This is a genomic window from Vibrio owensii CAIM 1854 = LMG 25443 (genome assembly GCF_000817815.1).
Lineage (GTDB): Bacteria > Pseudomonadota > Gammaproteobacteria > Enterobacterales > Vibrionaceae > Vibrio > Vibrio owensii.
Map to the genome: position 1 here is coordinate 241,156 of NZ_JPRD01000011.1, position 16,119 is coordinate 257,274.

The following is a 16,119-nucleotide window of genomic DNA, read 5'->3' on the forward strand; positions in this document are numbered from 1 at the left end:
AAACTTGTTTCTATCTAGTTGCTACATTGCTGCTTTTTCTTATTAACTCCTATGTTTGTATCCGCCCAGACACTTTTTCGTCTGGGCTTTTTTTCGTCTGTCGTTTGAGACTTTGTCAAATGACTTTCTTCTGGATACAAAAAAGCCTCCCGATTTGGGAGGCTTTTAAAGTGTAATCGTCTTTTCTTACGCTTTTTCTACCGCTACTTCTTCTGCCGCTTTCTTAGGTAGAGAGAAGTGCAATAGCGCATAACCTAGCACTGCTGCCGTTGTTGAGCCCATCAAGATACCTAGTCGAGCATAAGTATCGAACTCAGGACTTACGTTGCCGAATGCCAGTGATGAGATGAAGATCGACATCGTAAAGCCGATACCACACAGCACCGATACAGCGAAGATGTGCATAAAGTTCACGCCTTCTGGCAACTTAGCAATACCCATTTTCACAGCAGCCCAGCTGAATGTGAAGATACCAAGTGGCTTACCAACCAACAGACCCAGTGCAATACCTAGAGGTAGCATAGAAGTCAGACCGGACATCGATACGCCTTCTAGTGAGATACCAGCGTTTGCGAAGGCAAACAGAGGCAAGATACCGAATGCTACGTATGGGTGCAGTGCGTGCTCCATGTGTTTCAGTGGAGAGTGCTCGCCCTTCTTACCTTTAAGTGGGATAGCAAAACCGATTACTACACCCGCTAGTGTTGCGTGTACACCAGATTTCAGTACGGCAAACCAAAGGATCGCACCAACTATCATATACGGCGTTAACTTGGTGACGTTTTTCGCGTTCAGCATAAAGAGCACGCCCGTCATGATAAAGCCAACCACCAATGCCATTGTCGATAGATCGCCTGTGTAGAAAAGCGCAATGATAACAACAACACCAAGGTCATCGATAATAGCCAATGCCAGTAGGAAAACCTTCAGGCTAATTGGCACACGCTTACCAAGAAGCGCCATGATACCTAAAGCGAAAGCAATGTCTGTGGCAGCTGGGATTGCCCAACCAGAAATCGCCTCTGGGTCACCGGCGTTAAATGCAACATAAACAAGTGCCGGAGCCAACATACCGCCTACCGCTGCAATAGCAGGGAAGATTGCGGTTTCCTTCGATTTTAGTGCACCTTCAAGTAGCTCGCGCTTTACTTCAAGACCGATTAGTAGGAAGAACACAGCCATCAGGCCATCGTTGATCCAGTGAGAAACTGACATACCAAATACATAAGTATGCAGCATAGCTTGATAAGTTTCGCCAAGTGGGGTGTTAGCAATGGTCATCGCAATTGCCGCAGCAATTACCAGAAGAATACCACCAGCGGATTCCATTTTGAAAAAGTCACGAATGACATCGTTCATGATTTCGCCCTTATATTTATTATCTTAATAAACGATTAACAAAGAATGATGAGAGTGTATAGCTGCTGAAAATTTTAGAATAATCGCTTGTTTAGAGTTTAAACTTCGATTTTTCCGATGTTTCATTTACGAAACATCGTATTTTTCAACAAGAACATAATTATTTACAAGACCTGCCTATCTCCTTATAAGCTCAATCTATTAACATAGACTACTATTAAGTTAGTATAATATCTGATGAATTTTCGTGATTAACGTGCGGTTTTGCGTCGAAAACTGCGTGTTTCATTATCAAAAAAGCCACCCTTCTGGATGGCTTTTTTCGTATCCTAGTAACCGGTGAGTTGCATAAATCCCCAGGCTTCATTGGACCCCGATGCGAGTATCGGGCCTTCCCAATATGGAATCACAAAGGGCAGCCACATGTCCGATTTTATGATCCTCGTCGTCAAATTAATCTTCTGATCGGGGACATTAATGATCCACTGCAGCGGTAAACGTCGTCCATTGGACAAGTTGGTCACCTGTAGTGGCGTCATGGTTAAATCTTTTTCGGTAAGGTTAATCACCTTGCCAGAACGCGTTGATAGTGTGCCAAATAGATGTGGCACCTGACCATTGTGTCGATAGCGGCTTACTGTCAATGCGCGGCCATCATCAAGATTAAATACAAACCAATCCCAACCTTGCTGCCCTTCACCAATCAGGCCGCTTCCCCACTCTTTCTGCGTCCATCCAGAGCCAGAGACTGGGATTTCACGACCATTTAAGGTCAGTGTACCTTTTACATTAAGGAACGGCGCACTGAAGCTGAAAGAAGCAATAGATTGAAGTGCGTGTTTAACTTGGAAGCCCTGATCACCATTTACTACAAATGGACCATTGGTTGTGGTGTTCAAATCAAGCGCAAACGTGTCGGTCGCTACGTCTAGGTTACCCGGAAATGGAGTAGAGCCCAATGCTCGCCAGTTCCAGTTATCAATCCACAAGCGGAACGGGCGATTCGTCATTCCAGCCTGTCCAATGCCGCCTCGTGCAACTCTCTGCTCTTTCCACACATGAGAGCCAGAGCTCACAACGACATGGGAGATAAACAATTGTGGGTTCTGCCAACCGCGAGTATCTCGTTCGTCCGTAGCAACTCGGAAGTAGCTCCATTGAACGTTATATACTTTGCCGTTCTTGTCTTGAACTTTGGCAAAGTAGTTCCACCATTCATGTTGATAGTCAGGGTGGAAACGAAAATCCTGCGGCAGTGAAACATGTTGATCTGGTAGTACCGGCTCAAAGATGGTTTTGCTCTCGCGTTTTAGAACATCGCTGATCTCACTTTGTTCTGTTGCCGTCGCTTCTGCCCAATGCGTAACATACAAAGTCACACCCGCTAATGCGATAAACACAACAAACACCAGCGCAGAAATAGAAAACGTCTTTTTTGGGGTCATCTTCTTCATTACAACGCATCCCTTAACGATTTCATCGGCGTGCTCTTGATCATTCTTATCACAGGCAATGCCCCTGCGATCATGATGGCCAACATCGCCCAAGCAATTGTCTGAACGTATTCCCAAGGAATGGTTTGAAGCTCCAACGACCAGCCGAAGGACTGCTTAATGATGATATCGACGATCAAGTGCGCCAACGCTAAGCCCAGTGGAACCGCGATAATCGCAGAAATCATACCGAAGGCGAACAACTGTAAACCACCTAACAAGACGAGTTCTTTGCCTGAAACGCCCATACACCGCAACAAAGAGAAGTGTCGTTGACGAGAAAGCTCACCTGCGAGCGTTGCAAAGAACAAACCAAACACAGCGATAATCAACGTAATGTTGCCCAGCGTACCCGCGATCGCAAAGGTATGGTCAAACACGCGCATGGCTTGGTTATAGATATTGTTATTGTCAAACACTCGATCTTGCGACAGACGGAATACGTTCTCTAGACGACGCTTTAAGCCTTCGCCATTCACGTTGTCTTCGAGCAAGACGCCAAGCCCAACGTTGCCGGAGCCTGCGAACGCATACAGCCAATTGCGATGCGACATCATGACTTGATTGTATGGGTTGCCATAGTCGTAGTAGACACCAACGACTTGCCACCCTCCTCCTAATGGAGGTTGCAGGTCTATGTAATCACCAGGGCGAATGTCGAGCTTTAATGCCATGGATTCACTTACCATCAAACTCTTAGAGTGATGTAAATGATACCAATAGTTAGGCACACCAAGTTTCACGGTTAGAGAGTCCAACTCGCCCTCGGAAGCGCCTGTACTCACAACCTGCAAGGCACCACGTTCAGTCGGTACGTCTTTTTCCCAACGCCACCAAACCGAATCAACCTCTGGCTGCTCTTTTAACCAAGAACTCATGCGTGCAGCAGAGTTGTTGGTTGGGTAAATATAGAGATCGGCCGCTAAGCGTTGGCTCAGCCATTTGTCCGTCGTATCTCGGAAGCTACCCACCATGGTTTCAACACCAATGTTTGCCGCAAGTGCAAGCATAAAGGCCATGGTCGCTACACCTCGGTAACTCATACTTGCCGCCGCGTCAGCAAAGAACCAACGTACACGAACCCATCGTAATGAATAAGAGAAGCTTTGGAACATGTGCCACATCAGGAACGGCATAAACAACGCCACACTGATCAGCATTAGAGCGATAATCGCAAAACCTGACTCTTGCGTTTTTGGTGCCTGATAAACCGCAACAGCAGCCACACAGAACCCACAAGCTGCGAAAGCTTGCCAAGAGAACTCACGCCCAGCAAAACGCATTAGGGACAAGCGAGAAGATAAGCGAATAGGTTGTGATTTTAATAAGCGGATTAACGGCCACAGACAGGAAATCAACGCACCCAATGCCGACATAGCCAAACTGTATAGGCTGGATTCCCAAGACCAACCAATCGTCAGTCCTACATTGGCATCGTATAAATCACTCAAGCTTGATGAAACGGCAGGAATAAGCTCGTTGGCTAGAATCAAACCGAAGAAGTTACCACATGCCCAAGCGACAAGAACAAGTATGGTCAGCTCCAGCATCAAAGCTTGTGCCAATTGCATGCCATTCACACCGGTTTGACGAAGAATCCCCACCAAACGTTGACGTTGAATGAAAGACAAAGACATCGCTTGATAGAAGATGAACAAGCCAACTAGGAACGATAGCATGCCCATTGCTGTCAGGTTCATGTGGAAGGCTTTCGTCAAAGACTCCAATTCTGAGCGGCTATTACGTACCAGCGTCATGCCATTTGGCAGCATATTTTTCAGCGCTAGCACCTTCTCTTCTGGCATTTCGCCACACGCAATCGCGGACAAGCCAGAGCTGCGCTTTAACATTCGAAGAAGCGAAATGTCCGTCACTAAGCGCGTGCCTGAAAGTAAGTTGTCGCTGTCGACTTTCAACGGCCCTAATCTGCTGCCATCGTTGAGAGTGATAAAATCACCATCATTCCATGACATGTGAGACGCTAAGTCTTGGCTCACTAAAATTGGGTAAGGCGGCGTCATCAACGTCAGCATAGGAAGGTCTTTTAGCGACTTTCCTTGCTGCAAAGGCAGTAACGCAACTGGGTCTACCCCAACCAACATAAGGCTCAAGTCGGCTTTGGTATCGAGATGAAGAACATCAAAAGGCGCACATTGATTGAAGCCAGCGCGACGCAGTTGAATATAAAAGCCTTGAGGGATTTTATTAGCTGAATGCTTAGTACGAATACGGTAAGGCAAAGGGTTTGAAAAGAGTTTCTCACCGGTTTCGTAGCTCTGTTTTGCGTGTTGGTTAATTGATGTCACACCGACAAGAAGTGATACACCTAAGGTTAAACCAAGCCAAACAAGAATAATTTGAAGTGGATAGCGACGGTAATGACCGAGTAGTGCCTTAACTACGGGCCATAACATGCAGCTGTCCTCCTTGAAGACGAATTCTACCTTCCATATGCTCTGCGACTTTCTCACTGTGCGTAACCAACAGCAGCGTACACTCTAATTGGCGTGCAAGGCTGGTTAGCAGACGCATTACCGCTTCAGCATTACGCTCATCCAAGCTACCTGTCGGCTCATCGGCAAGCAGGATTTTCGGCTCCATATACAAAGCACGAGCAATCGCAGCACGTTGTTGCTGACCACCAGACACTTCTTCAGGGTAACGACCTAAAAGCGGCATAAGATCGAGAGCAGAAAGAATTTGACGCCACAAGCCTTTGTCTTCTTGTAAGCCTTTTAATTGGCGGCAGAAGCGGATGTTGTCAGCGATATTCAAGGTAGGAAGCAGGTTGAACTGCTGGAAGATATTTCCAATGTTGTTGCGGCGGTAGAGTGTTCTAAGATGTTCAGGTGCGCTATGCATTGCAAAGCTTGGGTATTGGATCTCGCCCGAATCGGCAGTATCAAGGCCTGCGATAAGGTTAAGGAGCGTACTTTTCCCCGATCCACTTTCACCCATTAATGCGACTTGTTCACCTTGTTGTAATGTTAATTCTGCCCCTTGTAGTACAGGATGAAACTCTCCCCCGTCTACATAGCCTTTACATAGGTCTGACAGTTTTAACATTGATTTTGCCGCTCAAATGGTGTTTAAAAATTGGAATCAGAATCTACACTAAAATCCTGTTGGTAGGAAGTATTTTGAATAGTTGATCACACTATCAGAGTACAAATGCAACTTGTCTCGCGACCCTTCCTAAACATCGATCAAATTTTTCATCCATTTCTTGCTCGCCATGCGGTGTAGGCATGTTCCCCACTTCACCACTTCTTCGGTCAAAAACAGTAAATAAACCCACTGTGGCTCAAAGCCTAGATAGATGGCACCAAAGGCGGCTAATGGAATACTTATTACCCATTGTGCGATCAGATCTTGGTACAAACAGAACTTCACATCCCCACCCGCACGAAGCACACCGACAATAGCCATCATAGGAACAGAACGAAGTACCACCCCGACGGCAAGAATCACCATAAACTGTTCAGCTAGGTGGCGCGTTTCTGGCGTCAGAGCACTAAAGGCATCGAGAATAAGTTGGTTTGAGAGCAGAAGTAAAATCGCGACAACGACGGCTATCAATACATTGAGAATCACGGTTGCCCACGCTTGATAGTAAACCGGACCAAAGTTCTTGGCGCCTAATTGATTACCCACCAATACCGCAGCAGCGTTGGATGAACCGATCATCATAGCAAGAGCAATCGACTCTACCGGCGTCATTACTGACAATGCCGCTAAGCCCTGCACGCCTGCTTGTCCCATAATCGCGTGATAAGCAAACAAGCCGCCCGCCCATGCTAGGAAGTTAAATGTTGTCGGAAGGGAAAGTTTTAAGAAACGGGTGATTTTATCCAACACTAAGCTGGCACGAATGTCGTCCAAACCAAAAGCAATGATGTGTTTTTTAAACCACAGGTAACTGAATAAACAAGTTACTTCAATAGCACCACTGATGACGGTTGCAATGGCAGCCCCTTTAATGCCCATCGCAGGAAAGCCAAATTGCCCAAAAATAAGCACCCAGTTAAGGAAGATATTAGACAGAATGCCGATGCCGCTAAAAAACGTACTTAGACCCGGTTGATGCATAGCACGGAGACCAACCGCCATACTTGCGACACAGGCAACAGCAAACATGCTAACCGATGAAATAACGAGATAATCAGCACCAAGCCGAATCACCTCTTCCGAATCTGTCGTCAAACGCATGATGGGTTCTGGGAACAGAACGAATAACACCACAGTAAAGGCAGCGAAAACCATGGAGATCATCCACGTCAACGACGTACTTTGCCTTACACCAACTTTGTTTCCCGCTCCCCAGTACTGCGCTGTTAACGACGCTCCTCCAGTTGTTACGCCAAGGAGCATGATGGTCGTAACGAATGTCGCTCTTGCTGCAACGCCGACCGCAGCAATTTCCGCCTCGCCCAATTGACCTAGCATCAGTACATCCATCAAGCTTCGGCTGGAGAACATCATGCTCTGTAAAGTGATGGGTAATGCAATGGCAAATAGTCGACGTAAAAACGACTTATCGGCATGAGTAACCAGTTGTGAGAAAAAAGTCATGCACGCTCCGACGACAACTTATTGATAGAACGAGAAAAGTGTCTCATGATTATACCCAGTGGTGACTAATCCACCAGCAATAAAAAGGACTCAGAATGAAAAAGGTGTTGGTACTTGGGGCTTCCGGATACATTGGCTCACAGCTTCTTCCACAACTGCTCGACAAAGGTTACATTGTCACGGCAGCCGCGCGTCATATAGACTATTTAGAATCTCGAACGCAGCCACACCCTAATCTCACACTCACTTATTTAGACCTCGCAGACGCAGAAACGACACTCGAAGTCGTAAATGATTTTGATTTGGTGTTCTTCCTTGTGCACGGTATGGCGCAAGGTCACGACTTTGTTGAGTACGAATTAAACCTCGCAGAGAACTTCAAAAATGCGCTTGAGAAAAGTCGTGTAGAACACGTGATCTACTTGAGTGCGATTCAGCCTCAAACCGGCAACTCTCAACACTTAGCAGCACGTAAAGCAACGGGGAAGATCATTCGCCAAGCTGGCATTCCTGTTACCGAGCTTCGTGCAGGCGTGATTATTGGGCCGGGGTCTGCGGCATTCGAGATCATGCGTGACTTCGTCTATAACCTACCAATTCTGATTGCGCCTAAGTGGGTCGATTCCAAAGCCAACCCAATCGCCCTACCCAACCTCAATCACTACTTGCTTAAACTGGCAGAAACTAAGCCAACAGAAAGTGAAATCTACGAAGTCGGTGGGCCAGACACATTAAGTTATCGCGAGCAATTTGAAGTCATTTGTAAGATCACGAAAAAACCTTACCGACTTTGGTCAACCCCACTGCTGACACCCAAAATGGCGTCGTATTGGTTAGCTATTGTGACGTCAGTTCCTGCAAGTATTGGTAAAGCGTTGCTAGCTGGTTTGGAGCACGATTACATTGCCGATACCAAAGCCATTCACGAACGATTTCCACAAGAGCTAATCAGCTATGAACAATCCGTAGCGGACACCATCGCTACGGAAGGAACTTTTGTGCGCAGCAACGTATGGGGTTTTGAACCAGCAGCACTCAAACGTTGGCAACCGGGCTACGGGTATTATCCAAAACAGGCAGGAGCAAGCATTAAGACAAAAGCCTCTGCAGAATCACTTTGGAAGGTCGCACAAAAGATCGGGAGCCCCGAAAAAGGCTATTACTTTGCCAACATCCTTTGGCACACCCGAGAGTGGCTCGATATCTTCTTTGGTGGAGGGAAACCCATTCGAGTTTCACCACCAGGGCCAGAGCTCAAAGTGGGTGATTTCATTGATTCATGGAAGGTGATTCGCTGCGAAGAGAACCAGTTCCTCTCACTGTTTTTCGGTATGAAAGGGCCGGGACTTGGTCGTTTAGAAATAACAATAAAAGACGATGGCGAAGAGCGCGAGTTCGATATCACCGCATGGTGGCATCCGCAAGGCTTCCCCGGTTTGCTTTATTGGTTTGCGATGATGCCAGCACACCTATTCATCTTCAAAGGTATGGTAAAAGCGATCGCCAAAGAAGCAGAGCATTTAGAGCAGGAGTAACACCATTACATTTGGCCGCTCATAGCACTTTAAAACAAAGCAAATAAAGACGATTTGAGAGTGCTATTGAAAAGGTTCTATATTGATTAACACTCTGTAAATTTAATTGAATTTATTTCAGTGCAATCCCCATATTATTCTTAGCTCATACCTTATTTAGACCGGCTTTGTTCTGAACTTAGTGACTATAACGTTAAGCAGATTTTGGAATCACAATGGGCAATCGATACATCATTAGCAGTAAACACCACGATAACTTTATGCTTCGTCAGCAACACGTCGATAAGATCGCGTTGGTGACAGAGGGAGGCGGACAGCGAGGCATTTTTACTGCAGGCGTGTTAGATGCCTTCCTGCATGCTGATTTTAATCCTTTTGACTTGCTGATTGGTACTTCTGCTGGCTCTCTCAACCTCGCCTCGTATATCTGTGGGCATCAAGGGCATGCCTACAAAATCATCACAGAAACAACACGACGCCCTGAGTTCTTTAAACTCACGAAATACTTGCTCAATGGTGAAGGGTTTGACTTAGATTTTTTAGTGGATAATGCCGAGATAAGCATCCCACTAAACTGGGAAAAAGGTTCTGATTTACTCAAAACAAAGCAAGTCGTCGCCGTCGCGACACACGCACGAAACCTAACGACAGAGTGTTTTGATGTCACCGTTGATAATTGGAAGGATGTACTGAGAGCATCTTGTGCGATTCCCGCTCTACACAAAAAGCCCGTTGTGTTTAATGGCGCGCGTTGGTTAGACGGCGGTGTATCTGCACCAATCCCAGTTGAAGAAGCTTATCGTCGAGGTTACAAACACATCGTGGTAATCCGGACGATGCCCATCGACTTTGACGAACATCATCCTTTAATAGAAGCCGTGCTAAAGCGCGCGCCATCCAAAACAATGAGTGAGCTGTCGGCTATTTTGCTCAAACACGAAGAAACTTATCGACAAACTCGACGCTTTCTCGCCTCTCCTCCTGATGATGTAAACATTTACGAAATCTCTCCGGCACGGAACTTACAATCTTCGGTTGTTGAGAGTACGAAAAAACAACTCGATGCGGATTATTTGCACGGAGCTCAACTGGGCCGCTTGTTTGTGACCAGCATAGGAAGAAAACTCAATATTCCTCACAAACCCTATAAACGCTATCACCCCATTACCTCGGAGTTGAGTCACCATAACCATAATTATCACCAACAAATAGATGATGTATGGCAAAACAGAAAGAGCGGTTACTTCAAAGGCGCGATGAATAATGATATCGCTTGGATCAACGTGAACCCTCAAAACCATACAAGAACGTTAGTCATTGTTCAGGGGCGAAATGAATCGTTTTGGAAGTACAAAGAAGTCATTTACGAACTCAGCCAATACTTCAATATCTATTCCTTTGATCATCGAGGTCAGGGAGAGTCGCAACGCTTGGCAGAACACAGCGAACTTGGGCACGTGGACCAATTTGAGCATTATGTTGAAGACTTAGCTCAGTTTCTTGCAGAGGTTGTAGAGAGCCAACATAAAGACGGAGTTATGATGCTCGCCCACTCGATGGGAGGTGCTGTCGCAACTCAATACCTCGCGAGCTATGATCACAACGTTAAAGCGTGCGCCCTAACAAGCCCAATGTTTGGTATAAAATCACCCAAAGTGGTGGGCGGCATCCAAACGGCCACCATTAAACTCATCAGTCAACTTCAGAAAACACCGAATTTCGCCCCTACCCAAACGGCATTTGTGACCAAAACCTTTGAAGGTAATGACCATACAAGTAGCCCTAATCGCTTTAAAGCTTATAGTGATTTGTTGAGCAACAACCCCAACCTGAGACTCGGTGGTGTTAGCCCTAAGTGGATCAGCGAAGCCGTTGCTGCAGGTAAACATTGTTTAGCTCAAGCCAAAGACATTAAAACGCCGATTTTAATCGTGCAACCAGAGGGGGATAACGTTGTGTCCTTGCCTGCCCAAGACTTATTCAATGAGCATTGTGCCAGTTCGAGGCTTTTAAGCATTCCTCATGCAAGGCATGACATTTTAATTGAATCCGACCGATATCGAGATTGGGCCCTGAAGCGAATCATGAACTTCTACGATCACAGCCATAAGTTTGTTTAATCGCTTGATAGAAGTGAATGCCATGCCCTCAAAAACAAAAAAAGCGTACACACCACAGTATGTACGCTTTAGAGAGCCGTAATCTCCGATAAGTAACGTTCTTAACTCACCTGAAGGTGAAGCTCAGTTACATATTGAGATGGTAAATACGGTCTAGTCTGCTTTAAATGACAGCGGGATCTCTGCCAGTTGATTGCCTTCGTTCGCAGGGAAGATCAGGTATTCACCGTGGTATTTCACCATGGATTTGTAATCCGTCACTTTATGAACCATATAACCCGCTTGTGATGCTTTTTCGACAAACTCAGCGTGGTTACCACGAACAAACCAACTCATTGGTTTAACGAGTAACTCACCATCAAAACAGCTTTCGCACTGGTCAGCACATAAGGCTAGTGAGTTTTGACCTTCAGTGAAGATTTGCACTTTGCCACAGCCAACCAGTTGCTCAGACGTAGACACTTCCCAACCCGCTTGCTCCATCGCATCAAGAAACGCTTCAATGTCCGAATCTTTGATCACTTTAGGCTCTTCACCTTCTGGGAAAAACTGCGCGTAAAAGCCAGAGATGCGTTTAAAGATGAATAGCAAACCCGCATCATTACCTTTTGAGCGACCTGCTTTTTGCCAACGCGTTAAGTCATCACCCACAGTGCGACCAAAACGTTGTGATTTCAGCGCCTTGGTTACCCAACGAACCAAGTAATGGTTGTTGGCTACTGGCGCATTCGCCAATTTACCTGAGCGATGCTCCTGGTCTAAATCCGCCAGAGCAGCGTTAACTAAGTTTTGAATTTCTTTGGTGTAATTAGACATTACGCCTTTCTTCCTAAAGTCCAATAAAACAGTGCAGACAGCACTGAACAAGCAAACATTACGATGATCATCGGCCACGCAACAGCGCCTGGCATTGCAGCAACGAGCGCACCAACCAGTGAGCCAGTGCCAAATCGCAGTGTACCAGCAAGTGAAGATGCTGTACCCGCCATGGTTGGGTACCCACTCAACAACAGAGCCATTGAGTTACTACCAATCGTAGACAAAGTACCGATAAACAGCACAACAAAAGGCACCATGCCCCACAAGCCAAGGTCGAGCATCCAGCCAACAAACAGACCAATACCCGCAATCAACTGAATCGTTAAACCAAAGCGAAGCATGGCGTGTGAACCAACTTTCTTCACCAAACGACCGTTCAGGCTGGTCATGATGATCATCGCAATGATGTTCAAACCAAACAGGTAACCGAATTGGTCCGGTCGAACACCATATAAATCAATATAAACAAACGAACCCGCTGTCAGGAATGCAAACATCCCCGAGAACGAAAACGCACCAGAAAGCATTAAACCTAATGCCTCAGGGTTAGAACACAGACGCGCATAGTTGCGAATCGTCGTTCTGAATCTTAGCGGCTGACGATTTTCTGGTTTCAGCGTTTCTGGGATCATCCATAGAACCAGCAAAATCACCACAACAGCAAAAATAGCAAGCACCCAGAAGATCGAGCGCCAACCGAACCAGATAGCAAGGTGACCACCAATCATCGGCGCTACCAGAGGCGCAATCGTGATTACCAAGGTCACGAATGACATTGCACGCGCGAAATCTTCACGGTCAAACATATCACGCACGACCGCTTGAATGATCACAGCAGCCGCAGCGCCAGCAAAACCTTGTGCAGTACGCACATAAGTTAGCGCATCAATACCGTTAGTGGTTGCACTGACTACCGCTGCCAAACCAAAAAAGAGCACACCTAAAATGAGTACTGGTCGGCGACCGTAGCTGTCTGCTAAAGGACCGTGAATTAACTGACCTATCGCAAAACCCGCCGTATAAGCCGTTAACGTAATTTGTACCGCGCCTGGGGTTACGCCAAGATCTTTTGCGATGGTTGGCATCGCTGGCAGATACATATCGATAGCAAGTGGCGTCAACGCACCAATAGCACCGAGTACAAGGAACAATAAAAAACTGATTTGTGACTGGGGAGCACTTTGGGCTTTTTCTGTCATTGCTTTACCTCTTGTTGTGTCCTCCCATCAACATTCCACATTGATTGAGATAGATGATTGACGCTTCTCCTACCCTGAATTCATAATAGTTACGAAGACAGAGCATAGTTTCCTTACCAATGAGAAGATCATAAAAGACGAAAGTATACCAAGACGGTCTTGACTAACTCGACGCTATAACCTGCATGATCAGTATGCAGAACGACAAAATAACCGAGCTAAAACGAAGAGGCGGTGACGTTAACACCGTCTGTACTTATCGTCAGTAAGGACCAACAAGAGAAAAGACTTTTCTCAGATTAAATACAATTCTGCCTGCGTTTACGAGCGGCGAATGTGCGTCTTGTTCAGACACTAAGACATATTTGGTAGGAACCCTCATTTTGAGCGATTTCCTACCAAAACACTAGTTCCTATTGGGAATTAAACAATTTCCCAGAACAGCAATTATTTCCGAATAGAATGGATTACTTCCAAACTGATTCGACTTCTTCTTCGGTTAAGAATCGGTAATCACCCGGCTCCAATGCTTCATCAAGCACGATAGAACCAATACGCTCACGATGTAAGTGCTCTACTTTATTGCCGAGTGCAGCAAACATGCGTTTCACTTGGTGGTATTTACCTTCTACAATCGTTAGAAGTACTTCGTTTTCTGCTTCGTTGACGATTTCTAGGTGTGCTGGCAGTGTCGCTTCACGTTCGTTACGTAGCTCAATGCCTTCAGCAAACTTCTCAACATAATCAGGTTGAATCGCATCCACTAGCCATACACGGTACGTCTTTTCACATTTGTGTTTTGGTGACGTAATACGGTGCGACCACTGACCGTCGTCTGTGATCAACACAAGACCGGTTGTGTCCACATCCAGACGACCAGCAAAGTGAAGGTTCTCTACCTTTGGTTCATCAAGTAACACGAATGCAGTCGGGTTGTGCCCATCTTCATGTGAACACACAAAGTCCGCAGGTTTGTACAGCATGATGTAACGAGGGCCAGGAGCACCAACTTCGCGCCCTTCCCACTCAACTACACCACCTTCTGGCACTTTGAAAGCGCCACTCTTTTGTACTTCACCATCAACCGTTACTTCACCACTTTTGATGATCTTCGTTGCCTGCTTGCGAGTCGCGCCCAGTGCATCACACAAATATTTATCTAAACGCATGAATACCTCTAATGTTTAAGGTCGGGTATTATAGCGATCCTAATTCGAATAGTTGAGCAATTTCACAGATTTTCATGTACACCCTTCGACCATACCAAGCCGACTCTGTAAAAGCGGTGATTCACTATTTTCGTAAACACTCCACACCAGCGGTCATTGTACTGCCTACAGGTGCGGGGAAAAGCTTGGTCATTGCTGAGTTAGCAAGGCTTGCCAAAGGTCGAGTACTGGTACTTGCTCACGTAAAAGAATTGGTGGAACAGAATCACGCCAAGTACGAAGGCTATGGACTGAAAGGCTCAATCTTCTCGGCAGGGCTTGGGCGAAAAGAAACCGATCAACAAGTGGTGTTTGCGTCGGTGCAATCTGTGGTGCGTAATCTGGATTCCTTCAAGAACCAATTTTCTTTGCTCGTCATTGATGAATGCCACCGCGTACCCGATGAAAAAACCAGTAGCTATCAAAAAGTAATCACACACCTAAGAGAGCTTAACCCGGGCATTAAAGTTTTGGGCTTAACCGCAACCCCATATCGCTTAGGTATGGGTTGGATTTACCAATATCACACCCGTGGGCAAGTTCGAACAGAAGAGCCACGCTTTTTTCGTGACTGTATCTTCGAGCTGCCTATCCGTTACTTGTTGGATGAAAACTTCCTAACACCAGCACGTATGATGGATGCGCCCGTCTTATCTTATGACTTCTCGCAACTAAAGCCTGCCAATACAGGTCGATACAAAGAAGCGGAAATGGACATGGTGATCGACAAAGCCAAACGTGCGACGCCACAAATCGTTGAGCAAATCACTCAATACGCCAAAGAACGTAAAGGCGTCATGGTGTTTGCTGCCACAGTTCGCCATGCGCAAGAAATCCATGGATTACTGCCTGAAGGTGAAACCGCGATAGTGATTGGTGATACGCCAACACCAGAGCGCGATGCTATCATTCAATCGTTCAAGAACCGTGAAATTAAGTACTTGGTCAACGTGTCCGTTTTGACCACAGGCTTCGACGCGCCACATGTGGATTTAATCGCGATTCTGCGTCCAACCGAGTCGGTCAGTTTGTATCAACAAATTGTTGGTCGTGGTTTGCGTCTGTCAGAAGGCAAATCTGAATGTTTAGTTCTGGATTACGCTGGCAACAGCTATGACTTATATCAACCTGAAGTGGGTGATCCTAAACCAGATTCCACCAGCGAAATTATCACCATTCCTTGCCCTGCTTGCGGCTTTAATAACAACTTCTGGGGCAAGTTAGACAGCAACGGCTTTTTGCTTGAGCACTTTGGTCGTCGCTGCCAAGGATATTTTGAAGATGATGAAACCGGAGAGCGTGAACACTGTGGTTATCGCTTTAGAGCGAAATACTGTGGGGAATGTGGCGCTGATAACGACATTGCGGCGCGTATTTGTCATGAATGCGATGCTACCCTTGTCGATCCAGATAAAAAACTCAAAGAAGCGTTAAACCTGAAAGATGCGCTGATCTTCGAATGTACAGAAATGGATTTGTCGGTGTTTAAGTCCAGTGACGGTAAATCACAACTAAAAGTGACGTACTCCGGCGAAACCTATCAAGGCGAAGGCAATGCATTGGTGCACGAGTTTTGGTCATTGAACACTAAAAAACAGAAGCAAACTTTTAAAGACCAGTTTGTGCGCCCTCACCTTGCCGACAAACATCGTCCATTTGAAGAAGCATCACCAACGAAAGTGGTGGCAAACCAACATCGTTTCCGTTTACCTCAATTTGTGATTGCTCGTAAATCAGGTCGTTTCTGGAAGTTACGCGATAAGATCTTCGAAGACGAACTCAAGCAGTAAAAATTCAAGTATCGTCCAGCTATA

General features: G+C 46.1%; 11 protein-coding genes. 3 read left to right on the top strand and 8 right to left on the bottom strand.

Features of this window, described 5'->3' with window-relative positions; genetic code table 11:
• Positions 1-186: 186 nt before the first annotated feature.
• From nhaA to H735_RS06240, 5 genes are all read right to left on the bottom strand, one after another.
• Positions 187-1,359 (bottom strand): Na+/H+ antiporter NhaA, encoded by a 1,173-nt coding sequence (nhaA, locus tag H735_RS06220; protein ID WP_009705825.1) that lies wholly within the window; start codon positions 1,357-1,359, stop codon positions 187-189.
• A gap of 329 nt (positions 1,360-1,688) precedes the next feature.
• Positions 1,689-2,813, bottom strand: coding sequence for a lipocalin-like domain-containing protein (locus H735_RS06225; protein ID WP_020194897.1), 1,125 nt, complete (start codon positions 2,811-2,813; stop codon positions 1,689-1,691).
• Entirely contained in the window at positions 2,813-5,266 is a 2,454-nt protein-coding gene (locus tag H735_RS06230; protein WP_020194898.1) for an ABC transporter permease, read from the bottom strand. Before H735_RS06230 ends, H735_RS06225 begins: the two co-directional genes overlap by 1 nt.
• Positions 5,247-5,918, bottom strand: a complete 672-nt coding sequence (locus H735_RS06235; RefSeq protein ID WP_020194899.1) for an ABC transporter ATP-binding protein — start codon at positions 5,916-5,918, stop codon at positions 5,247-5,249. Before H735_RS06235 ends, H735_RS06230 begins: the two co-directional genes overlap by 20 nt.
• Positions 5,919-6,047: 129 nt before the next feature.
• Positions 6,048-7,424 (bottom strand): MATE family efflux transporter, encoded by a 1,377-nt coding sequence (locus H735_RS06240; protein ID WP_020194900.1) that lies wholly within the window; start codon positions 7,422-7,424, stop codon positions 6,048-6,050.
• A 95-nt stretch (positions 7,425-7,519) separates the two neighbouring features.
• Between H735_RS06240 and H735_RS06245 the strand changes: the two genes are divergently transcribed.
• Together H735_RS06245 and H735_RS06250 are read left to right on the top strand one after the other, a co-directional pair.
• On the top strand, positions 7,520-8,959 hold the full coding sequence (locus H735_RS06245) for a DUF2867 domain-containing protein (RefSeq protein ID WP_020194901.1): 1,440 nt from the start codon (positions 7,520-7,522) through the stop codon (positions 8,957-8,959).
• Positions 8,960-9,174: 215 nt separating this feature from the next.
• Positions 9,175-11,079 (top strand): alpha/beta fold hydrolase, encoded by a 1,905-nt coding sequence (locus tag H735_RS06250; RefSeq protein WP_020194902.1) that lies wholly within the window; start codon positions 9,175-9,177, stop codon positions 11,077-11,079.
• 153 nt (positions 11,080-11,232) lie between these two features.
• Here H735_RS06250 and H735_RS06255 read toward each other — a convergent pair whose 3' ends face one another.
• The 3 genes from H735_RS06255 to rsuA form a co-directional block, all read right to left on the bottom strand.
• Positions 11,233-11,895, bottom strand: coding sequence for a DUF2913 family protein (locus H735_RS06255; RefSeq protein WP_005442263.1), 663 nt, complete (start codon positions 11,893-11,895; stop codon positions 11,233-11,235).
• Positions 11,895-13,097 carry a Bcr/CflA family multidrug efflux MFS transporter gene (locus H735_RS06260; RefSeq protein WP_020194903.1) on the bottom strand — a complete coding sequence of 401 codons (1,203 nt, stop codon included), beginning with the start codon at positions 13,095-13,097 and terminating at the stop codon, positions 11,895-11,897. Before H735_RS06260 ends, H735_RS06255 begins: the two co-directional genes overlap by 1 nt.
• 467 nt (positions 13,098-13,564) lie before the next feature.
• Positions 13,565-14,266 carry a 16S rRNA pseudouridine(516) synthase RsuA gene (rsuA, locus tag H735_RS06265; protein WP_009705818.1) on the bottom strand — a complete coding sequence of 234 codons (702 nt, stop codon included), beginning with the start codon at positions 14,264-14,266 and terminating at the stop codon, positions 13,565-13,567.
• Positions 14,267-14,340: 74 nt separating this feature from the next.
• On the opposite strand from rsuA, the gene radD reads away from it, so the two are divergent.
• Positions 14,341-16,095 carry a DNA repair helicase RadD gene (radD, locus tag H735_RS06270; protein WP_020194904.1) on the top strand — a complete coding sequence of 585 codons (1,755 nt, stop codon included), beginning with the start codon at positions 14,341-14,343 and terminating at the stop codon, positions 16,093-16,095.
• Positions 16,096-16,119 lie beyond the last annotated feature (24 nt).

Excerpts from the sequence above, each read along its gene's own strand:
- H735_RS06255 (WP_005442263.1), bottom strand. The coding sequence starts at position 11,895 with ATGTCTAATTACACCAAAGAAATTCAAAACTTAGTTAACGCTGCTCTG.
- H735_RS06230 (WP_020194898.1), bottom strand. The coding sequence starts at position 5,266 with ATGTTATGGCCCGTAGTTAAGGCACTACTCGGTCATTACCGTCGCTAT.
- radD (WP_020194904.1), top strand. The coding sequence starts at position 14,341 with ATGTACACCCTTCGACCATACCAAGCCGACTCTGTAAAAGCGGTGATT.
- H735_RS06245 (WP_020194901.1), top strand. The coding sequence starts at position 7,520 with ATGAAAAAGGTGTTGGTACTTGGGGCTTCCGGATACATTGGCTCACAG.
- H735_RS06235 (WP_020194899.1), bottom strand. The coding sequence starts at position 5,918 with ATGTTAAAACTGTCAGACCTATGTAAAGGCTATGTAGACGGGGGAGAG.
- rsuA (WP_009705818.1), bottom strand. The coding sequence starts at position 14,266 with ATGCGTTTAGATAAATATTTGTGTGATGCACTGGGCGCGACTCGCAAG.
- nhaA (WP_009705825.1), bottom strand. The coding sequence starts at position 1,359 with ATGAACGATGTCATTCGTGACTTTTTCAAAATGGAATCCGCTGGTGGT.
- H735_RS06260 (WP_020194903.1), bottom strand. The coding sequence starts at position 13,097 with ATGACAGAAAAAGCCCAAAGTGCTCCCCAGTCACAAATCAGTTTTTTA.
- H735_RS06225 (WP_020194897.1), bottom strand. The coding sequence starts at position 2,813 with ATGAAGAAGATGACCCCAAAAAAGACGTTTTCTATTTCTGCGCTGGTG.
- H735_RS06250 (WP_020194902.1), top strand. The coding sequence starts at position 9,175 with ATGGGCAATCGATACATCATTAGCAGTAAACACCACGATAACTTTATG.
- H735_RS06240 (WP_020194900.1), bottom strand. The coding sequence starts at position 7,424 with ATGACTTTTTTCTCACAACTGGTTACTCATGCCGATAAGTCGTTTTTA.